The organism is Ramlibacter sp. G4-7, assembly GCF_057784995.1.
Map to the genome: position 1 here is coordinate 23,591 of NZ_JBYNTT010000001.1, position 17,270 is coordinate 40,860.

At 71.4% G+C, this 17,270-nt stretch carries 23 protein-coding genes; 9 read left to right on the forward strand and 14 right to left on the reverse strand.

The genetic code is table 11. The annotated features are described in order from the left end of the window. Positions 1-2: 2 nt before the first annotated feature. The 3 genes from AC3EGR_RS00095 to AC3EGR_RS00105 all read right to left on the reverse strand — a co-directional run bounded on the left by AC3EGR_RS00095 (position 3) and on the right by AC3EGR_RS00105 (position 2,614). On the reverse strand, positions 3-425 hold the full coding sequence (locus AC3EGR_RS00095) for a tripartite tricarboxylate transporter TctB family protein (protein WP_488544383.1): 423 nt from the start codon (positions 423-425) through the stop codon (positions 3-5). A 117-nt stretch (positions 426-542) separates the two neighbouring features. Next, entirely contained in the window at positions 543-1,928 is a 1,386-nt protein-coding gene (locus AC3EGR_RS00100; protein ID WP_488544384.1) for a sensor histidine kinase, read from the reverse strand. Further along, a complete protein-coding gene (locus tag AC3EGR_RS00105) occupies positions 1,925-2,614 on the reverse strand; it encodes a response regulator transcription factor (RefSeq protein WP_488544385.1) in 690 nt (229 codons plus the stop codon). The genes AC3EGR_RS00100 and AC3EGR_RS00105 overlap by 4 nt, the downstream gene beginning before the upstream one ends. 56 nt (positions 2,615-2,670) lie before the next feature. On the opposite strand from AC3EGR_RS00105, the gene AC3EGR_RS00110 reads away from it, so the two are divergent. Next, on the forward strand, positions 2,671-3,180 hold the full coding sequence (locus tag AC3EGR_RS00110; protein WP_488544386.1) for a nucleoside 2-deoxyribosyltransferase: 510 nt from the start codon (positions 2,671-2,673) through the stop codon (positions 3,178-3,180). A gap of 28 nt (positions 3,181-3,208) precedes the next feature. Here AC3EGR_RS00110 and AC3EGR_RS00115 read toward each other — a convergent pair whose 3' ends face one another. Genes AC3EGR_RS00115 through AC3EGR_RS00125 form a run of 3 tightly spaced genes read right to left on the reverse strand, consistent with a single transcriptional unit; the run spans position 3,209 to position 5,507 of the window. Further along, positions 3,209-3,946, reverse strand: a complete 738-nt coding sequence (locus AC3EGR_RS00115; RefSeq protein ID WP_488544387.1) for a GNAT family N-acetyltransferase — start codon at positions 3,944-3,946, stop codon at positions 3,209-3,211. 29 nt (positions 3,947-3,975) lie between these two features. Next, the gene (locus tag AC3EGR_RS00120) at positions 3,976-4,386 is read right to left on the reverse strand and encodes a hypothetical protein (protein ID WP_488544388.1); all 411 of its coding nucleotides are present in this window, start codon (positions 4,384-4,386) and stop codon (positions 3,976-3,978) included. Between the two features lie 5 nt (positions 4,387-4,391). Beyond that, positions 4,392-5,507, reverse strand: a complete 1,116-nt coding sequence (locus AC3EGR_RS00125; protein ID WP_488544389.1) for an NADH:flavin oxidoreductase/NADH oxidase — start codon at positions 5,505-5,507, stop codon at positions 4,392-4,394. Between the two features lie 83 nt (positions 5,508-5,590). On the opposite strand from AC3EGR_RS00125, the gene AC3EGR_RS00130 reads away from it, so the two are divergent. Both AC3EGR_RS00130 and AC3EGR_RS00135 read left to right on the forward strand, forming a co-directional pair. Next, positions 5,591-6,238 (forward strand): CoA transferase subunit A, encoded by a 648-nt coding sequence (locus AC3EGR_RS00130; RefSeq protein WP_488544390.1) that lies wholly within the window; start codon positions 5,591-5,593, stop codon positions 6,236-6,238. Positions 6,239-6,240: 2 nt separating this feature from the next. Further along, a complete protein-coding gene (locus AC3EGR_RS00135; protein ID WP_488544391.1) occupies positions 6,241-6,894 on the forward strand; it encodes a 3-oxoacid CoA-transferase subunit B in 654 nt (217 codons plus the stop codon). 24 nt (positions 6,895-6,918) lie between these two features. Here the strand turns inward: AC3EGR_RS00135 and AC3EGR_RS00140 are convergent, their stop codons facing one another. After that, positions 6,919-7,926 carry a DnaJ C-terminal domain-containing protein gene (locus AC3EGR_RS00140; RefSeq protein WP_488544392.1) on the reverse strand — a complete coding sequence of 336 codons (1,008 nt, stop codon included), beginning with the start codon at positions 7,924-7,926 and terminating at the stop codon, positions 6,919-6,921. A gap of 177 nt (positions 7,927-8,103) precedes the next feature. Between AC3EGR_RS00140 and AC3EGR_RS00145 the strand changes: the two genes are divergently transcribed. After that, positions 8,104-8,619, forward strand: a complete 516-nt coding sequence (locus AC3EGR_RS00145; protein WP_488544393.1) for a hypothetical protein — start codon at positions 8,104-8,106, stop codon at positions 8,617-8,619. A 6-nt stretch (positions 8,620-8,625) separates the two neighbouring features. On the opposite strand, the gene AC3EGR_RS00150 is transcribed toward AC3EGR_RS00145, so the two are convergent. From AC3EGR_RS00150 to AC3EGR_RS00160, 3 genes are all read right to left on the reverse strand, one after another. Further along, on the reverse strand, positions 8,626-8,802 hold the full coding sequence (locus AC3EGR_RS00150) for a hypothetical protein (RefSeq protein WP_488544394.1): 177 nt from the start codon (positions 8,800-8,802) through the stop codon (positions 8,626-8,628). Positions 8,803-8,891: 89 nt separating this feature from the next. After that, positions 8,892-9,503 (reverse strand): DUF938 domain-containing protein, encoded by a 612-nt coding sequence (locus AC3EGR_RS00155; RefSeq protein ID WP_488544395.1) that lies wholly within the window; start codon positions 9,501-9,503, stop codon positions 8,892-8,894. Positions 9,504-9,639: 136 nt separating this feature from the next. Next, positions 9,640-10,239 carry a M15 family metallopeptidase gene (locus tag AC3EGR_RS00160; protein WP_488544396.1) on the reverse strand — a complete coding sequence of 200 codons (600 nt, stop codon included), beginning with the start codon at positions 10,237-10,239 and terminating at the stop codon, positions 9,640-9,642. Between the two features lie 16 nt (positions 10,240-10,255). Here AC3EGR_RS00160 and AC3EGR_RS00165 point away from each other — a divergent pair, with 16 nt between their 5' ends. Beyond that, positions 10,256-10,723, forward strand: coding sequence for a DUF3237 domain-containing protein (locus AC3EGR_RS00165; protein ID WP_488544397.1), 468 nt, complete (start codon positions 10,256-10,258; stop codon positions 10,721-10,723). A gap of 3 nt (positions 10,724-10,726) precedes the next feature. On the opposite strand, the gene AC3EGR_RS00170 is transcribed toward AC3EGR_RS00165, so the two are convergent. Both AC3EGR_RS00170 and AC3EGR_RS00175 read right to left on the reverse strand, forming a co-directional pair. Continuing rightward, the gene (locus AC3EGR_RS00170; protein WP_488544398.1) at positions 10,727-11,395 is read right to left on the reverse strand and encodes a transglycosylase SLT domain-containing protein; all 669 of its coding nucleotides are present in this window, start codon (positions 11,393-11,395) and stop codon (positions 10,727-10,729) included. Positions 11,396-11,638: 243 nt separating this feature from the next. Further along, complete coding sequence (locus AC3EGR_RS00175) at positions 11,639-12,469, reverse strand: aldo/keto reductase (RefSeq protein ID WP_488544399.1); 831 nt, start codon at positions 12,467-12,469, stop codon at positions 11,639-11,641. A gap of 65 nt (positions 12,470-12,534) precedes the next feature. On the opposite strand from AC3EGR_RS00175, the gene AC3EGR_RS00180 reads away from it, so the two are divergent. From AC3EGR_RS00180 to trhA, 3 genes are all read left to right on the forward strand, one after another. Continuing rightward, positions 12,535-13,623 (forward strand): mandelate racemase/muconate lactonizing enzyme family protein, encoded by a 1,089-nt coding sequence (locus AC3EGR_RS00180; protein ID WP_488544400.1) that lies wholly within the window; start codon positions 12,535-12,537, stop codon positions 13,621-13,623. 21 nt (positions 13,624-13,644) lie between these two features. Then, a complete protein-coding gene (locus AC3EGR_RS00185) occupies positions 13,645-14,292 on the forward strand; it encodes an RraA family protein (RefSeq protein WP_488544401.1) in 648 nt (215 codons plus the stop codon). A 113-nt stretch (positions 14,293-14,405) separates the two neighbouring features. Next, entirely contained in the window at positions 14,406-15,053 is a 648-nt protein-coding gene (gene trhA / locus AC3EGR_RS00190; protein WP_488544402.1) for a PAQR family membrane homeostasis protein TrhA, read from the forward strand. A 25-nt stretch (positions 15,054-15,078) separates the two neighbouring features. Here the strand turns inward: trhA and AC3EGR_RS00195 are convergent, their stop codons facing one another. After that, on the reverse strand, positions 15,079-15,525 hold the full coding sequence (locus AC3EGR_RS00195) for a hemerythrin domain-containing protein (protein WP_488544403.1): 447 nt from the start codon (positions 15,523-15,525) through the stop codon (positions 15,079-15,081). Positions 15,526-15,659: 134 nt separating this feature from the next. Between AC3EGR_RS00195 and AC3EGR_RS00200 the strand changes: the two genes are divergently transcribed. Next, positions 15,660-16,211 carry a sugar O-acetyltransferase gene (locus AC3EGR_RS00200; RefSeq protein WP_488544404.1) on the forward strand — a complete coding sequence of 184 codons (552 nt, stop codon included), beginning with the start codon at positions 15,660-15,662 and terminating at the stop codon, positions 16,209-16,211. A 16-nt stretch (positions 16,212-16,227) separates the two neighbouring features. Here AC3EGR_RS00200 and AC3EGR_RS00205 read toward each other — a convergent pair whose 3' ends face one another. Then, positions 16,228-17,268: a VWA domain-containing protein gene (locus tag AC3EGR_RS00205; protein ID WP_488544405.1), complete on the reverse strand. Its 1,041-nt coding sequence runs from the start codon at positions 17,266-17,268 to the stop codon at positions 16,228-16,230. Positions 17,269-17,270: the final 2 nt, after the last annotated feature.

The window sequence follows — 17,270 nt, forward strand, 5'->3', positions numbered from 1 at the left end:
GGTCAGTACAGGGGCAGGTTCATGCCGAGGAGCTTGGCGAACGCGAAGGCCATCAGGCACAGGCCGAAGGCGATCTTCACGTTGCGCTTCCAGGAGTAGCTGGTGCCCGCCAGCGTGGCGATGAACACCATCGTGACGATCGCCACCAGCATGTTCACCAGCAGCGTGACCAGGGCGAAGGCGCACAGGCTGGCCAGGATGATCCCGATGTTCTTCACCTGCAGGGTGAGCGCGGCCTTGTCGACGAAGCGCGAGCGCACGATGGTGGCGATCGCGATCAGCGCCAGCATGGTGCTGACGACGACGGGAAACAGCCCCGGGCCGGCCCGGCCGAAGTCCCCGATGGGGTACCTCAACGCCGTCAGCCCGAAGGCGAGGGAGATGGCCAGCAGGAAGAGTCCCCTGGCGAGGTTGCGGTCGATCATGGGAAGGCGGGGGTTGTCCGCGGGAGTCGCGGGGGCCGGCGAATGTTCGGGCCGGGCGCCTGACCGGAATCTGACCTGGCCTGACCGGAAAGTACGTACGCGCCGGCCGCGGCCGCCTCAGGCGCCGGGGGCCGCGATCGCCGGGAAGGCGATCTCGCAGACGAAGCCGCGGCCGTCCTCCCCGGCGCGCAAGGCCATGCGCGCGTTCATGAGGCGGGCGTACTGCGCCACCAGCGCGAGCCCGAGTCCCACGCCCTTGCCGAGCAGCTGGCCGGCCTGTCCCTGCGCGCCGCGTTCGGCCAGCGCACGGCGCTGCTCGCGCGGCACCCCCGGGCCGTTGTCGTGCACGGACAGCAGCAGCTCGTCGCCGCTGCGCTCCACGGCCACCGTCACCGCGGGTGCCGCGCTGCCGGCAACGCCGTAGCGCAGTGCGTTGTCGACCAGGTTGGCGAGGATACCTTCGAGCAGCGCCGGTTCGGCCGCGATCCAGGCCGGCGTGTCGATGCCGCGCGCGCCCAGGTCCACGCCGGCCGCGTCGGCGCGCCGCAGGTAGCGCAGCAGGGTCTCGCGCACGACGGCATCGAGGGCGATCGGCTGCAGGGCGAGGCCGCTCTCCGCTTCGGCGGCCACGGCGAGGGCGAGCAGGCGATCCACCAGCGAGGTCGCGCGCGCCTCGCTGGTGGCGATGGCCGCCAGTTGCGCGCGCCACACCTGCGGCTCGGCGTGCCCCAGGCCGTAGTCCGCCAGCGCGCGGATGCCGGCCAGGGGCGTGCGCAGTTCGTGCGCCACGTTGCCGGCGAATTCCTTCTGCGCGCGGATGCTGCGCTCCAGCCGCTGCAGCAGCGCGTTGATCGCCGCGCCCAGCGTCTGCACGTCGCGCGTGGAGCCCTCGACGGGCACCGGCGCGAGGTCCTGCGAGCCGCGGTGTTCCACCGCGCCGCGCAGCGTCGCCAGCGGCTGCAGGTCGCGCCGGATCGAGCGGCGCAGCCAGGCGGCCAGCAGCACGAGCAGCACGAGCTGCGGCAGCAGGGAATAGAGCATCAGCTGGCGCAGCGCCGCGTTGCGCGAGCTGGTGGTCTGCGCGACCACCACGTCGAAGGGCAGGGGCCGCTCGTGGTGCAGGGACACGGCGCGCAGCACCTGCCCGGCGTAGGCGATGTCCTCGAAGCGGAAGGCCGCGTGGCCGCGGGGCGCGGGCATCTGCAGGCCGGCCTGGCCGCCCAGCAGCCCTCCGTCCGGCGCCCGCACGCTGAAGTACATGGTTTCGGCCTGGTCGAACAGCACGGTGTTCTCCTCGCCGGGCGTGATGTCCAGCCCGAGCCGGCCGCCTTCGGCGTGCACGTGCGCCGCCAGCAGGTAGGCGTCGTCCAGCAGCGAGCGGTCGAAGGCGTGCTGCGCGAAGTACTGGGCCACCGCGAAAGCGACCACGGTCCCGGCGATCCAGGTGCAGGCGAGCGGCAGCAGCACCGTGCGCAGCAGCCGCTGCGACAGCGTGGGGCTCAAGGCGCCGCCTCCACCAGGTAGCCCAGGCCGCGCAGCGTGCGGATCTGCGCGCCGGAGCCGGCGATCTTCTTGCGCAGGCGGGAGATGAAGGCTTCCAGCGCGTTGTCCGGCAGCAGCTCCTCCAGTTCCGACAGCTTGGCCGAGAGCTCGCGCTTGCTGCACACGCGCCCGGGCGGGGTCATCAGCTCCCACAGCACCTCGAACTCCCGGGCAGGCAGCTCCAGCAGCTCCCCGGCCAGCTCGAAGCGGCGGCTCACGCGGTCCAGCGCCAGCCGGCCCACCGCCACCTGGTCGTTGCTGCCCTGGGCGCGGCGCACCACGGCGCGCAGCCGCGCCTCCACTTCCTCCAGGTCGAAGGGCTTGCCCAGGTAGTCGTCGGCGCCGGCATTGAGGCCCGCGATCCGCTCGTCGGTGCGGTTGCGCGCGGTGAGCACTAGCACCGGCGTGCGGTCGCCGCGCGCGCGGGCGGCGCGCAGCAGGGCCAGGCCGCTGCCCAGGCCGGCATGCGGTCGCTCGCTCAGGGGCAGGTTCAGGTCCAGCAGCACGACGTCGAAGGACTGCACGCGCCAGAGGTGGTCCGCCCGCTCCAGGGTGGCGGCCTCGTCGACGCGGTGGCCGTCCTCCTGCAGGCGCCGCCGCATCACGTCGCGCAGGACGGCATCGTCTTCGACCAGCAGGATGCGCATGCGCCATCGTAGTTCCTGCGGGTCCCGGCGGCGTCCGTAGCCGCCACAATGCGCGGGTGCCCCTGAACCGCCTCTACCTCGCCGGCCCCGACGTGTTCCGGCCCGATGCCGCCGACCACGGCAGGCAGCTCGTCGCCCTGTGCGCGGAACACGGCTTCCGTGCCGTGTTCCCGCTGGCCGCATCACTGCCCGATGGGCTCTCGCCGCAGGCCCTCGCGCGGCACATCTACCAGGCCAATGTCGACCACATCGCGGAGTGCGATGCGGTGCTCGCCAACCTGGACTTCTTCCGCGGCCCGGAGCCGGACAGCGGCACCTGCTTCGAGGTGGGCTACGCGGTCGCGCGCGGCAAGCCGGTGATCGGCTACGTGCCGGAAGAAGGCAGCCTGGCCGAGCGCATCCGGCGCCGGTATCCGCAGGCCGTGGGCGCCGGGCTGGTCGACGCCGCCGGCTGGCAGCTGGAAGAGTTCGGCCTGCCGCTGAACCTGATGCTGGCGGTGCCGTGCCGCATCGTCGTGGGCGGCCTGCGCGCGGCACTCCTCGCGCTGCGCGGGCAGCACCCCTGAAGGGGCCGCAGCCGGCCCTGCAAGGGCCTCAGCGCTGCGTCCAGTACGCGTGCGCCCAGGCCGTGGTGAAGCCGCGCCGGGCGTAGAGCGCCTGCGCGGTGGCGTTGCCCGCCTCGACCTGCAGGAAGCAGCGTTGCACGCCGCGGGCAAGGGCCTGCCGCGCCAGGCCGGAAAGGACCGCGCCGGCCAGGCCACGGTTGCGCCAGGCGGGGAGCGTGCGCATGCCGTGCACGCCGCACCAGCCATGGCTGATGCAGGCGGCGCCCACGGCGACGGTGCGGCCCTGCACCCGCATGCTCGCGAACAGCGAGTGCCGGCCGCGCCGCAGGATCGCCAGGCGGCTGGCCCCATCGACCTTGTCGAGGCCTTCGCCCACGAACAGCTGTTCCCATTCGGGACCCGGTGCGGAGTCGAATGCGATGTCGCCGGGCGGCTCGCCCGCACGCACGAGCGGCGCAAGGGGCGCGGTCTGCACCAGGGTGGGCTTGGCGCGCGCATAGCCACGCGCGCGCATCGCGTCCTGCAGCGGCGCGAACGCCGCAAGCTCCGGCACGCGCAGCACCGCGGGCAATCCCGCCTCGCGGTAGCGGCGTTCCAGCTCCGGCAGCACGCTGGGCGCCGCGCCCGCGTGCCGCAGCGGCACGGCGCTGTGCGAGCGGGCCACGGTGCCGTCGTCCAGGGCCAGCAGCCAGTCGCCCCAGGGGACGAGGCGCTGCGGCGGCACGGCGTCCAGGGTGGCGCGTTCGATCGCTTCGACGTCTTGCATCGCGCCATTGTGGCGCGCGCAGGCGGGGCTCAGAGGCGGCCGGCCGCGCGCGCGGCTTCGCACACCGCGTCGTAGGCCCAGGCGAGTTCGGGGTCGTCGATGCGGGCGACGGGGCCGGGCACGCTGGACATGAACAGGGCGGCCCCGTTGCTGTCGTAGGCGTGCGCCGCCAGCACGCGCACGGTGCGGCCGCTGCAATCGAATTCGGTGCGCACCGTGGTGCGGTGCACGCGCCCGCGTGCCTGCCAGGCCGCCGGCTCCGCCACCAGCGCCGGACGGCCCCACCAGCGCAGCCAGCCGGTCACGCGCGTGCGCTCCTGCTGCAGCGAGGCGACGTCGACCTCCAGGTCCGGCGCGCCGGGCACGGCCCGCCAATCCGCCGCCGCCGCCGCGCCTGCGAACAGGGCGGCGGCGAACAGGCAGGGCAGGACGCGGCGCATGGAGTTCACCGCTGGCCGAAGTGCGCGCCTTCGAACAGGTCCTTGTACTGCCGCGGCTGCGAACGCCAGTACTGCCTGGGTCCGAACACCTTGGCGCCCAGCCTGGCGGCGGCATGCCAGGGCCAGCGCGGGTCGTAGAGCATGGCGCGCGCGAGCGACACGGCGTCCGCCTCGCCGGCGGCGATGATGGACTCCGCCTGCTCCGGCTCGGTGATGAGCCCCACCGCGATCGTCGGCAAGCCGACCTCCGCCTTCACCCGCTGCGCATAAGGCACCTGGTAGCCGGGCCCGAGCTTGATCGCCTGCGCCGGCGACACGCCGCCGGTGGTGACGTGGATGGCGGCACAGCCGCGCCCCTTCAGGACACGCGCGAGCGCCACCGTGCCGTCGATGTCCCAGCCGCCCGGCACCCAGTCGGTGGCCGAGATGCGCATCCACACCGGGATGTGCGAAGGCACCGCCGCGCGCACGGCATCGAACACTTCGAGCGGAAAGCGCATGCGGTTCTCCAGGCTGCCCCCGTAGGCATCCCCGCGTTCGTTCGCCAGCGGCGACAGGAACTGGTGCAGCAGGTAGCCGTGGGCGCCGTGGATCTCGATGCCGTCGAAGCCCAGCCGCACCGCGCGCCGCGCCGTCGCCACGAAGTCCTCGCGCACCTTGCGCAAGCCCGCTGCATCGAGTGCCAGCGGCGGGTCTTCGCCGTCCGAGTGCGGCACGGGGCTGGGAGCCAGCGTCTTCCAGCCCCCCGGGTCCTGCGGGTGCAGCTGCGAGCCGCCTTCCCACGGCGCCCGGCTCGAGGCCTTGCGTCCCGCGTGCGAGATCTGGATCGCCATGCGGATCGGCGAATGCTCCCGCACGAACCTGAGCACGCGCGCGAGCGCCGCCTCGTTCTCGTCGGAGTAGAGACCCAGGTCCTGGGGCGAGATGCGGCCCTCGGCGGAGACCGCCGTGGCTTCCACGATCAGCATGCCGGCGCCGGACAGGGCCAACTGGCCCAGGTGCGCCAGGTGCCAGTCGGTGGCGCTGCCCTCCTTCGCCGAGTACTGGCACATGGGAGCGATCACGATGCGGTTGGGCAGCTGCAGCTCGCCGAGCTGCCAGCGTTCGAACAAACGGCTCATGGGGCCAAGCCTAGCGCGAAAAGCGCCGCACATGGCCCCAAGGTCCAATCCTCCCGGCCGGTCGCCCGTCCTATCGTGGGTCCATGCAAGCGAACACCGCGGAAGAAGCGGCCGCGCTCATCCCCGATGGCGCGGTGCTCATGATCGGCGGCTTCATGGGCGTGGGCACGCCCGAGCGCGTCATCGACGAGATCGTGCGACAGGGGCGCCGCGAGCTGACCGTGATCGCCAACGACACCGCCCTGCCCGGCACCGGCATCGGCAAGCTGGTGAGCGCGGGCGTGCTGCGCAAGGTGATCGCCAGCCACATCGGGCTGAATCCCGAGACGCAGAAGCAGATGATCGCCGGCGCGCTGGAGGTGGAGCTCGTCCCGCAAGGCACGCTGATCGAGCGCATCCGCGCCGCGGGGCATGGCCTGGGCGGCATCCTCACGCCGACGGGCGTGGGCACGATCGTCGAGGAAGGCAAGCGCCGCATCGAGGTGGACGGCCGTCCCTACCTGCTGGAGACGGCGCTGCACGCCGACTTCGCCCTGGTGCAGGCCTTCATGGCCGATTACCTCGGCAACCTGGTGTACGCGCTGACCGCGCGCAACTTCAATCCCGTGATCGCGATGGCGGGCCGCACCGTCGTCGCGGAAGTCGAGCAGGTCGTGCCCGTGGGCATGATCTCGCCCGACCACGTGGTCACGCCGGCCGTGCTGGTGGACCATCTCGTGGCGAGGGCCTGACCATGGACGCGCAGACCGTCATCGCCCACCGCATCGCGCTGGAGCTGCGCGACGGCATGCTGGTGAACCTGGGCATCGGAATCCCGACGCTCGTCGCCGGCTACGTGGCGCCGGGAGTGGCCGTGTTCTTCCAGTCGGAGAACGGCCTGATCGGGACCGGCGCCATCCCGGAAGGGGCGATGGCGCAGGCGCGGCTCACGGACGCCGGCGGCCGCCCGGTCACGGCCATCCCCGGTGCGTGCACCTTCGACAGCGCGATGTCCTTCGGCCTGATCCGCGGCGGCCACGTCGACATGACGGTGCTGGGCGGCCTGCAGGTGGATGCGGCCGGACTGCTCGCGAACTGGATGATCCCCGGCAAGATGGTGCCGGGCATGGGGGGGGCGATGGACCTGGTGACCGGCGCGCGCCGGGTCGTCGTCGCCATGCAGCACACGGCCAAGGGCAAGGCCAAGATCGTGCAGCGCTGCAGCCTGCCGCTGACCTCCGCGCGGCCGGTCGACCTGATCGTGACGGAGCTGGCCGTCATTGCGCAGGAGGGCGGGCGCCTCAAGCTGCTGGAGACGGCGCCGGGCGTGAGCGTGGAGCAGGTGCTTGCGGCCACCGAGGCGAAGCTCGAGGTGGCCGGCGACGTGCGGCCGATGCCGCTTGCTTGAAGCGCTGTCCTCGCCTGCGCGGTCCTAGCCTTCGCCGGCCAGGGACGCGCGCATCGCCGCCTGCCATTGCGCCATGCGCTGGCCGGCCGCGGTCGCGGCCGCGCCCGTGTTGCCCGCCACCAGCTTGTCGACCAGCGCCTGCTGCCGCGCGTCCAGTTCCTCGGGAAACAGCGGCACCACCGTCACCATGCAGTCCGCCGCCGCCGGCTGCGCCTCGCCTGCCGGCAGGCCCTGGCCCTTGATGCGGTAGCTGAGGAAGCCGCGGCGCAGCCGCATCTGCTGCAGCCCGCGCGGGGTGGGCACCTCGGTCCAGCGCTCGGCCATCCAGGCGAAACCATCGACCGGCATCTCGCAGTGCACGTTGCCGTCGGGCTGCAGCGTGAACAGGGCATGCGGCAGCAGTTCCACGCGCACGCGCAAGTCCACTTCGTGGTGGCGGCTGCGGCCGTGCACGCGCGCGCGCACCGACAGCAGCGTGCCGGTGCGGGCGCCCGCAGGCACCTCCACGCGGCAACGGTACTTGCGCGGGCGGGCGTGGCCGCTGCCTTCGCAGGCGGGGCAGCGCAGGCGGCGCGTGCCCTGGCCGGCGCAGGTGCCGCATTCCGTGCTGCCCGACAGCCAGGAGAACCACAGGTGCGGCCGCACGCTGCCGCTGCCGCCGCAATCGCCGCAGGTGCTGGGCCGCTGGTGCAGTCCCGTGCCGGCGCACTCGCCGCATTCCTCGCGCACCTCGCCCTGCAGTTCGCGGATGCAGCCGGTGCACGCCTCTTCCAGCCGGATGCGCACGGTGTGCTCGACCACTGGACCGGCCGGCGACGCTGCGGGCGCCTCGGCGCTGGAACCGTCCTCGCCCTTGGCCCGGCGGATCTCGTCGAGCGCTCGGTTGATGCGCTGGATCTTCTTGAGCGCGTGGGGGCTGGCATTGCGGTCCGGATGCCAGCGGGCGGCCAGCCGGCGCCAGGCCTCCTTCACCTGGCTGTCGGTCGAGCCAGGGGCGAGGCCAAGTTCGCGGTAGGACTCGTCGATGGTCATGGGATGTGCGCGATGGGCTGCTGCGGTGCAGCAATGGTACCGGAGAGCCAGCGGCCCTCGTCGGCCGGCCGCCACAGATCGGGGCTGCGCCACCGCGAATCCTTCGCAAGCCGGGGCCGGGGCTATACAGTCGGGCTGGCAAACGCCGGAAGAGCACCGGCCCCACCACCTCCCACGATGATCTTCGCGAAACGTTCGCAGACGCCCGAACCGGCGGAGCAGGAATCCGCGCAGACCCACTACAGCTCGCAGCTGGCCGGCGAAGGGCTGGAGCGCGAGTACGAGGAGCTCGTCCGCGCCCAGCTCGTGCGCCTGGGCGTCCCGCTGGAAAACGTGGAAGTGGAAGTGCGCTCGGCCGGCACCATGCAGGACGGCCGCAAGGTCTACCTGGCGATGGTGCGGCTGGTCAAGTGGGAGGCGCGCACGACGCTGCGCCTGCTGGTCGCGCTGCCCCTGCTGGAAGCCAAGACCCGCCAGTCCCTGGAGACCACCTGGCTCATGGACGTCAGCCACTTCGGCGGGATCTGGGTGCATGCCTCGTCCAGCCTGCGCAATGGCGAAGTGATGGGCGACATCCGGGAGGCGATCAAGCTGCTGGAACTGGATGCCCAGCTTCCGGACAGCATGCCGGCCAACTGGAGCGCCAGCGTCCAGGCCGACCTGGATGGTCCGGCCGGCGCCACCAAGCGCTGAGTCCGCTCAGGACTTGGGGTCGTCGCCGGATTTGGGCGGCAAGCCGGCCTTGCGGCGGATGTCCCGCAGCAGCAGTTCGAACAGGTCCTTCAATCCCTCGCCCGAGCGCTGCCCGGGCAGGCGGGATTCCTGCCATTTGCTGTCGTCGTCGCGCGGGGGCTTGCGTTTGTTTCCGCTGTCCATGTCTCTTCGGGCCACGGTTGTGGCGAGTATCCCCTGAGTTCGCGGGCCGCGCCAGTAGGAGGGCGCGGAGCCGCGCATCGGCGCGCGGCCTATGCCGAGCGGGCCGCCCCGAAGACGAGCAGGAGGTTGTTGGCGGGCAGGGCGTGCCGCTGGCGCAGCCCGAGTCCGTGCTGCCGTGCGGTGGCTTCCACGTCTTTCCTGCGGCGCAGGCCCCAGGCCGGATCGCGCGCGCGCAGGCTCTGGTCGAAGGCCAGGTTGCTGGGGGCGGTCTCCACCTCGTCTTCCAGGTAAGGCCCATAGGTCAGCAGCAGGCCGTCGGCCGCCAGGTGGCGCGCCGCCCCGGCCATGAGGCCGGCGCAGGCGGCCCAAGGCGCGATGTGCAGCAGGTTGGCGCAGAAGATCGCGTCGAACCGCCCCGTGACGGGCCAGGACGCGGCCGTCACGTCCAGCCGGACGGGCGCGCGGACGTTGGACACCCCCGCCTGCGCGATGCGCGCGGCCAGCGCCGGCAGCAAGCCCACATCGAACTCGCTGGTCTGCCAGGACCACTGCGGCAGCGCAGCAGCGAAGAAAACGGCGTGCTGGCCGGTGCCGGAGGCGATCTCCAGGGCCGTCCCTTGCGGGCCCAGCACGGCGCGCAGGACGTCGAGGATGGGCTGGCGGTTGCGCTCCGCGGCGGGGCTGTGGGGGAGGTCGGCCATGCTGCATTTTCCGTCCGTCGAAAAGACGCCAATGGGACCAAAGGGCATGGACAGCGCGACGCGGCAGCGGCACACTGGCCTCCTCCCAACGACGTCCTTCCAAGGACTTGAAAGCCACCGCAAGGTGGCTTTTTTTTTAGTCGACGCGTGTGAAGTGGCGGCGCACGTGATCCCGGTCGAGCATCTCGAAGTGCCACCACTCGTTGTCGATGCCGTTGAAGCCGGCCTGGCCCATGACGCTGCGCAGCAGCTCGCGGTGGCCGACCTGCTGGGGCGTGAGCCGGCCGGTCACCAGGTGTTCCGCCTCGAGCTTGGGGTGCGACAGCTCGGTCATCGCGTCGTAGCCGGTGCCCATGTCGAGCTCGCGGCCCTGCGGGTCGAGCAGGGTCAGGTCCAGCGCCATGCCGAAGGAGTGGATGGAGCCGCGCGCCGGGTCGGCCACGTACTGGCGCAGGTCGGTGCCGGCCAGGTGGTCCCACAGCTGGACCTGCACGCGGTGGGGACGCAGCGCGTCAAGCACGAGCAGCCGGTGGCCCGGCCCTTCCTTGGCCAGGAAGGTGAGCGCGCGCTCCAGGCCGGCGGCCGCCATGCGGTGCAGGAAGGCGCAGTCCAGCGACCCGTACAGGTTGCGGCCGACGAAGTTGTGGACCGTGGCATAGCGCAGGTCGACGGCGAGTCCCGCGAGGCTGGGCAGGTGGCGGAACTCGGGACTGGAGGGAACGTCTTCACAGCGCATCGGGCATCATCGTGCCATGTCGCGAATGTCCCCGCCCCAGCTCCGTTTCTTTGCCGACCTGTCCGTGCAGGTGGCCGCCGCGCACGAGGTCGGTGAAACGCCCGGCGGACGCCGGCGGGTCATCTCCATCCTGGGCGGGCAAGCCGTCGGGGAAGGCTGGAAGGCGCGCATCCTGCCCGGGGGCGCGGACTTCCAGCAGATCGTGACGCCCACGCTGGCGAAGCTGGATGCGCGCTACCTGCTGGAGACCGAAGCGGGCGAGCTGATCTTCGTGCAGAACAGCGCGATCCGCGTCGCGCCGCCCGAGATCACGGCCAAGCTGGTGCGCGGCGAGCCGGTGGATCCGGCGCTCGTGTATTTCCGCTGCGTCCCGTCCTTCGAGACCGCGGCGCCCTCGCTGCGCTGGATCAACGAGCGCATCTTCGTGGGCACCGGCGTGCGCCGTCCCGACAGCGTGGAGATCGGCTGCTTCGAACTCGCCTGAGACTCAGGCGAACTGGCCGGCGAGCTGCAGCGCTTCCTGCGCGCCGGTGCGCACGTTGGCGATGTGGCGCTGCGTTTCCAGCGGCAGCGAGGCGGTGTTGATGCCGTCCCACTTGTTGCGGCCGCGGACGGACAGGTTGTAGTAGACCGACACGCCTTCGCGCAGCTTGGCCGCGTGCTCCTGCGGCGACAGCTTCAGGTGCGCGATGCGCTGCGCCGCCCACTCGGCACCGTGCTTCATGTACACCGCGGCCGCGTGCACGGCCTGCACGGGGTCGTTGGGATCTTCGAGGCCCAGGCCCTTGGCGGTGCGCGGCTCGAATTGCGCCAGGCCCATGCTGGCGACGCCGTTGCGGCCCATGCCTTCACGCGGCACCCACGAGGTCTCCGCTTCGATCACGCCGTACACGTCCTGGTAGGACAGGCCCACGCTCGCAAGGCCGGCGCGCTCGGCGGCGGAGCGCGCGAGCATCAGGCGCGACGCTTCGTCCAGCGTGCGCAGGGTCTTGCCGCCCTGGCGCACCGGCACCCAGCGGATCTTCTTCGCGATGTCCTGCGGGCCAGCCACCGCAGCGACGGCGGCAACGGCGTTGGCCGCCGTGGTGCCCACCGCGCGCGCGGCGATCGCGCTGACTGCGTTGCGGGCCGGCTGCGCGGAAGGATGCTTCGCCATGGTCAGACCCGCTTGACTCGACAGGGCAGCGGCGCCGAGGACGGCGATCAGGGCTGCGGTACGGGTGGGGGACTTGGTGAAGCTCTGCATCTTTGGGGGCTGCCTTGTTCTGTAGGACGGCATGGATAGACGCCGTAGGAGCCCTCGCGTTCCAGCTCGGCCTGTGCCTTATTCGGCGATTGGCGTAATTCGATGCCTGGCGGCGACCGAAATCCCGCAAGTGCCGAGGCAGCTGCTGCCGCGTCAGAGCATCGCGAGCGGCGTGGGGCCAGGAGGCGGCGGGAACAGGCGGTCGAGTTCGCGCAATTGATCAGCCGTCAGCGGATGGGCCAGGGCGCCGGCGTTCTCCTCCACCCGCCGCGCGCTGACGGTCTTCGGGATCGCGATCACGTCCTCGCGTGCCAGCAGCCACGCGAGGGCGACCTGCGACGGCGTCATGCCGCAGGCCTTCGCGAAGCGCAGCAGGGCCGGCCGGCGCAGCAGCCGTCCCTGGTCGAACGGCGAGTACGCCATCAAGGGGACGCGCCGCTCGCGCAGCCACGGCTGCAGGTCCCATTCGATGCCGCGCTCGTCCAGGTGGTAGAGCACCTGGTTCACCTGCGCCTGCGTGCCGCCCGGCATCTGCCAGAGCTCCTGCATCGCTTCCGTGTCGAAGTTGCTCACGCCCCAATGGCGGATCTTGCCGGCGCGCTGCAAGGCCTGGAACGCCGCGACCGTCTCGGCCAGGGGCACGCTCCCCGGCCAGTGCAGCAAGTACAGGTCGATCGTCTCCACGCCGAGGCGGCGCAGGCTGGCATCGCAGGAGCGCGGCATGGCGCCGCGCGATGCGTTGTGCGGATAGACCTTGCTCACCAGGAAGACCTCGTCGCGGCGGCCGGCGATCGCTTCGCCCACGAGTTCTTCCGAGCGCCCGTCGCCGTACATCTCCGCGGTGTCCACCAGCGTGAGACCGAGGTCGAGGCCGCGGCGGATCGCGGCGATCTCCTCGCCGCGGCGCAGCGGGTCGTCACCGACGTGCCAGGTGCCTTGCCCGAGCGCGGACACGGACTCACCGCCGGGGAGCTCGCGTTGCATGCGGCCAGTCTACGCTCAAGGAAAACCACGATGGCCGCGCGAGCGGGCATCGCATACACCGCCGCATGGCCAAACTCACCGCGATCGAACCCGGTTACTACCTTTTGCCTCTGCCCGAGGGCCTGAGCGACGCGATGCACGGCGAGATGCGCGCCTTCGAGCTGAACACGGTGCGGGTGCGCGATGCGGACGGCGAGGAGGGCGTGGGCTATACCTTCACCTGCGGCCGCAATGGCGCGGCGATCGATGCCGTGCTGCGGCGAGATTTTCCCGAGGTGGCGATCGGCGAGGACGCGGATCGCATCGAACACCTGTGGCAGCGCCTGTGGTGGGCTTCGCACTACGGCGGCCGCGGCGGCCCGACGGTGCTGGCGCTGTCGGCGCTGGACATGGCGCTGTGGGACCTGAAGGCGCGCCGGCTGAAGCAGCCGCTGTGGAAGCTGCTGGGCGGGCACGCGCCGCGCGTGAGCTGCTACGCCGGCGGCATCGACCTGCACCTGTCGGTCGACCAGCTGCTGCGCCAGACCGATGGGAACCTGGAGCGGGGCTTTCGCGCGATCAAGATGAAGGTCGGGCGCGACCGCCTCGCCGAGGACGTGGAGCGCGTCGCCGCGATGCGCAAGCACCTGGGCGAGGGCTTCCCGCTGATGGCGGACGCCAACATGAAATGGACCGCCGACCAGGCGATCCGCGCGGCCCGCGCCTTCCAGCCGTACGACCTCACCTGGCTGGAGGAGCCCATCGTGCCGGACGACGTCGCTGGCCACGTGCGCGTCGTGCGCGAGGCGGGCATCCCGATCGCGGCCGGCGAGAACCTGCGCACGCTGTGGGAGTTCAAGCAGCTCATCGCCGAAGGCGGCGTCACCTTTCCCGAGCCGGACGTCACCAATTGCGGCGGCATCACCAGCTTCCTGAAGATCGCCCACCTCGCCGAAGCGTTCAACCTGCCCGTGACCTCGCACGGCGCGCACGACGTGACGGTGCACCTGCTGGCGGCCGTGCCCAACGGCAGCTTCCTGGAGGCGCACGGCTTCGGGCTGGACGCCTACATCGCCGCGCCCTTGCGCATCGCCGACGGCTACGCGTACGCGCCCGAGCTGCCGGGGCACGGCATTGCCTTCGACTGGGCGCGCCTGCAGGCGATCCGCGCCTGAACCGACACCGACGGAGAAACGATGGACAGCACCAGCGAACGCCTGGCCCAGTGCTACACGGGGGTCGTGCACGACGTGATGCGCGCCATGGGACTGCGCGACTTCACGCTGCCGCCCGAACTGCGGCCGCTCTTTCCCGAGCGCCGCATGGCCGGGCCGGCCTTCACGATCGATGGCCGCGTGGACCCGCGCGCCGACGCGCACGAGACGCTGCTCGCGTGGACCGGGCTGCTGTCCCGGGCCAGGCCCGGGCACCTGTGGGTCAGCCAGCCGAACGACCGCGTGGTGGCGCACATGGGCGAGCTCTCGGCCGAGACCCTGAAGAACAAGGGCGTGCTCGGATGCGTGGCCGACGGCTACGTGCGCGACGTGGACTTCCTCCTCGCCATGGGCTTCCAGACCTGGTCGCGCGGCTTCACGCCACGCGACATCGTCGGCTACTGGCTGCCGCGCGCCGTGGACGTCGACATCCGCATCGGCGACGTGATCATCGCGCCAGGCGATTTCCTGCTGGGCGACCGGGACGGCCTGCTGCGTGTGCCCAAAGCGATCGTCGAAGACGTGCTGGAGCAGGCCGAGGCGGCGATCGCCACCGAGAACAAGGTGCGCACGGCCATCCTCGCAGGCATGGACCCGCAGCTGGCCTACCGGCAATTCGGGAAGTTCTGAGCCACCCCGTGGCTGGCGCGGGAATCGGGGCATCTCCGACCTGGCTGTACACGCGCGGCTGACAAGGCGCCCCTGCGCGGACTGCCACGATGCAGTCCAAGAAGGGAGATTCCATGGCCGCCGTCGCGTGCAGGGCCCAGACGCCGCAGGAAGAAGTCGCGAACTCGCTGAGCCACGGCCTTGGTGCCGTGCTCGCCGCCATCTTCAGCCCGCAGCTGATCATGAACGCGATGCAGGCGGGGACCACCCAGGCGCTGGCCGCCACGGTGTACTGCGCCTCGATGATCCTGCTGTTCTCGGTGTCCGCCGCGTACCACTGGCTGCCCGCCGGTGCGACCAAGGACCTGCTGCGCCGCCTGGACCACGCGGCGATCTTCCTCTTCATCGCCGGCACCTACACGCCGTTCATGCTGGGAAGCCTGGCCGAGGACAGCGGCTACTGGGTGCTGGGCCTCGTGTGGCTGATCGCCACCGCCGGCACGGTGGCCAAGTGCGCCAACCGCCTCACGCACCCCGTGCTCTCCACGGCGGCGTACCTCGCGCTGGGCTGGCTGGCGGTGTTCATCCTCGACCCGCTGCTGCGCAACGTGCCGCAGGAAGGGCTGGCGCTGATCGTGGCCGGCGGGGTGCTGTACACGCTGGGTGCGATCGTCTTCCACCTGGACGAACGCGTGCCCTATGCCCACTTCGTGTGGCACCTGCTGGTGCTGGGCGCCAGCGGCTGCCACTTCGTCGCGGTGCTGCGCTACGCGGCGGCCTGAGCCCGCCGCGCGCGCACCGGGCCGGTCAGGCCGGGTGCCCCTCCGCCAGTTGCAGTTCCGCCTTGCGCGCCTGCAGCCGGTCGGCCAGCTGCATGAGGTCCATCGACTTGGTCGCACGCGCCTTGGGGAACATCTTCTCGCGCTCGTCGTTCACGTGGTGCAGGATCGCGTCCTCCAGCTCCAGCATCAGCTTCGCGTTCTGCCGGTCGCCATCGATCTTGCGCAGCATCTCGCGCGCTTCCGCGTGTTCGCGCTGTGCGTCCTTCAGCAGTTCCTGGTCGCCGGTCGCCTGCTGGAAGGCCGGATAGAAGATCTCGTCCTCGATCTGCATGTGCACCAGCAGGGACTGGCGGATCTCCGAAGCCAGCGCCTGCTGCCGGCGCGCATCGTGTGCGGCCTTGTACTGCTCGAACATGCGGATCACCTCGTTGTGGTCCGCGTCGAGCAGCATGGTTGCATCCTGTTGAGCCATCGTGTGTTCTCCTTGCTTTGGGTCGAAGCTCCAAGCTAACCCGCCTGCGCACGAGCAGGCCGCAACCGGGCACGCCCCTTCGTGTAGTTGCATGCCTACGCGCACCGAGCCGCGGCCGCGGCCAGAATGCGCGGATGCGATCGGAACGCGACAGGATGCTGGCGGGCGAGCTCTACAACGCCCAGGACCCGGAGCTCGTCACGGCGCGCCTGCGGGCGCAGTCCCTGTGCCGCCGCATCAACGGCATGGAAGCGGACGACCCCGAGCGGGCCGTCCTGCTGAACCAGCTGTTCGGCGCGCTGGGCACCCGCGTGTCGGTGACCTCGCCGTTCCATTGCGACTACGGCACGAACATCGAGCTGGGCGAGGGCGTGTACTTCAACTTCAACTGTGTCGTCCTCGACGTGTGCAAGGTGCGCATAGGCGCGTACACGCTGATCGGCCCCGGCGTGCAGATCTACACGCCGCTGCACCCGATGGATGCGCAGGAGCGCCGCCTCCAGGAGTTCGGCCGGCCGGTGGACATAGGCGCGGACGTGTGGATCGGCGGCGGCGCGATCATCCTGCCCGGCGTGCGCATCGGCGACCGCGCCGTGATCGGCGCCGGCAGCGTGGTGACACGGGACGTGCCGGCGGACGTGTTCGCGGCGGGCAATCCGTGCAAGGTGGTTCGGGCGGTGGGTTGAACGCGGCGCGCCGCCCTCAGTCCAGCCGCCGGAACCACACCACCGACAGCACCCCTGCCGCCGCCATCAGCAGTGCCGACAGCAGGGCCACCAGAGCGGTCAGCTCCGTCTCGCGCGTGACCACCTGCATCTCCGAGCCCAGGTTCTCGTAGACGGTGCGCAGGGTCTCGGCCGTGCCGGCGTGGTGGTATTCGCCGCCGGTCATGCGCGCCACTTCGCGCAAGGTGGGTTCGTCCAGCTGCATGTAGATCGGGATGCCTTCGGGCGCCGCGGCGTCGCCGACGGAGGTGCCCAGGCCGATCACGTAGATGCGCACGCCGCGGTCGGCCGCCATCTGCGCGGCTTCCAGCGTGTCGACGCCGGTGGTGCGCCTGCCGTCGCTCAGCAGGATGATCGCGGCGGGCCCGTAGGAGCCCGGTGGCACCGGCTTGATCTCCTTGGGCGGCGGCTTGTCCTTCTCGTCGAGGCTGCGTCCCCGCGGCGGCTTGCTGCCGAAGGTCATCTCGCCCACGTCGATGCCCTGGTCCGGGAAGAGTTCGGCCAGGCACTGCACGATCGCGTTGCCCACCGCCGTTCCCATCTGCATCTGGAAGCCGTCGATGGCCGCGACCAGCGACTCGCGGTCCAGCGTCGCGCGCTGCGCCACCTGGCTGCTGCCCGCGAAGGTGACCAGGCCCACCTCGATGTCCTTGGGCAGGTCGCGCAGGAACAGCTTGGCCGCCTCCTGCGCCGCGACCAGGCGCGTGGGCTTCACGTCGTTGACGCGCATGCTCAGGGACACGTCGATCGCCAGCATGATGGTCGAGCGCGCCCACGGCAAGGGCACGCGCGCGACCGGACGCGCGGCGCCGAACAGCAGCGCCGAGAGCGCCAGGAGGAACAGCGCCGGCGGCACGTGCCGCCGCCATGCGCGGCCCGCCGTGGCCGCGCGCACCACGGCCAGGCTGCTGTAGCGCACCGCCGACTTGCGCCGGCGCCGCAGCAGCCACACGTACACCACCGGCAGCAGCGCGAGCGCCGGCAACAGCCAGAGATACTGGGGCCAGAGGTAAAACATGG

Excerpts from the sequence above, each read along its gene's own strand:
- AC3EGR_RS00095 (WP_488544383.1), bottom strand. The coding sequence starts at position 425 with ATGATCGACCGCAACCTCGCCAGGGGACTCTTCCTGCTGGCCATCTCC.
- AC3EGR_RS00105 (WP_488544385.1), bottom strand. The coding sequence starts at position 2,614 with ATGCGCATCCTGCTGGTCGAAGACGATGCCGTCCTGCGCGACGTGATG.
- AC3EGR_RS00115 (WP_488544387.1), bottom strand. The coding sequence starts at position 3,946 with ATGCAAGACGTCGAAGCGATCGAACGCGCCACCCTGGACGCCGTGCCG.
- AC3EGR_RS00120 (WP_488544388.1), bottom strand. The coding sequence starts at position 4,386 with ATGCGCCGCGTCCTGCCCTGCCTGTTCGCCGCCGCCCTGTTCGCAGGC.
- AC3EGR_RS00125 (WP_488544389.1), bottom strand. The coding sequence starts at position 5,507 with ATGAGCCGTTTGTTCGAACGCTGGCAGCTCGGCGAGCTGCAGCTGCCC.
- AC3EGR_RS00130 (WP_488544390.1), top strand. The coding sequence starts at position 5,591 with ATGCAAGCGAACACCGCGGAAGAAGCGGCCGCGCTCATCCCCGATGGC.
- AC3EGR_RS00135 (WP_488544391.1), top strand. The coding sequence starts at position 6,241 with ATGGACGCGCAGACCGTCATCGCCCACCGCATCGCGCTGGAGCTGCGC.
- AC3EGR_RS00140 (WP_488544392.1), bottom strand. The coding sequence starts at position 7,926 with ATGACCATCGACGAGTCCTACCGCGAACTTGGCCTCGCCCCTGGCTCG.
- AC3EGR_RS00145 (WP_488544393.1), top strand. The coding sequence starts at position 8,104 with ATGATCTTCGCGAAACGTTCGCAGACGCCCGAACCGGCGGAGCAGGAA.
- AC3EGR_RS00150 (WP_488544394.1), bottom strand. The coding sequence starts at position 8,802 with ATGGACAGCGGAAACAAACGCAAGCCCCCGCGCGACGACGACAGCAAA.
- AC3EGR_RS00155 (WP_488544395.1), bottom strand. The coding sequence starts at position 9,503 with ATGGCCGACCTCCCCCACAGCCCCGCCGCGGAGCGCAACCGCCAGCCC.
- AC3EGR_RS00160 (WP_488544396.1), bottom strand. The coding sequence starts at position 10,239 with ATGCGCTGTGAAGACGTTCCCTCCAGTCCCGAGTTCCGCCACCTGCCC.
- AC3EGR_RS00165 (WP_488544397.1), top strand. The coding sequence starts at position 10,256 with ATGTCGCGAATGTCCCCGCCCCAGCTCCGTTTCTTTGCCGACCTGTCC.
- AC3EGR_RS00170 (WP_488544398.1), bottom strand. The coding sequence starts at position 11,395 with ATGGCGAAGCATCCTTCCGCGCAGCCGGCCCGCAACGCAGTCAGCGCG.
- AC3EGR_RS00175 (WP_488544399.1), bottom strand. The coding sequence starts at position 12,469 with ATGCAACGCGAGCTCCCCGGCGGTGAGTCCGTGTCCGCGCTCGGGCAA.
- AC3EGR_RS00180 (WP_488544400.1), top strand. The coding sequence starts at position 12,535 with ATGGCCAAACTCACCGCGATCGAACCCGGTTACTACCTTTTGCCTCTG.
- AC3EGR_RS00185 (WP_488544401.1), top strand. The coding sequence starts at position 13,645 with ATGGACAGCACCAGCGAACGCCTGGCCCAGTGCTACACGGGGGTCGTG.
- trhA (WP_488544402.1), top strand. The coding sequence starts at position 14,406 with ATGGCCGCCGTCGCGTGCAGGGCCCAGACGCCGCAGGAAGAAGTCGCG.
- AC3EGR_RS00195 (WP_488544403.1), bottom strand. The coding sequence starts at position 15,525 with ATGGCTCAACAGGATGCAACCATGCTGCTCGACGCGGACCACAACGAG.
- AC3EGR_RS00200 (WP_488544404.1), top strand. The coding sequence starts at position 15,660 with ATGCGATCGGAACGCGACAGGATGCTGGCGGGCGAGCTCTACAACGCC.
- AC3EGR_RS00205 (WP_488544405.1), bottom strand. The coding sequence starts at position 17,268 with ATGTTTTACCTCTGGCCCCAGTATCTCTGGCTGTTGCCGGCGCTCGCG.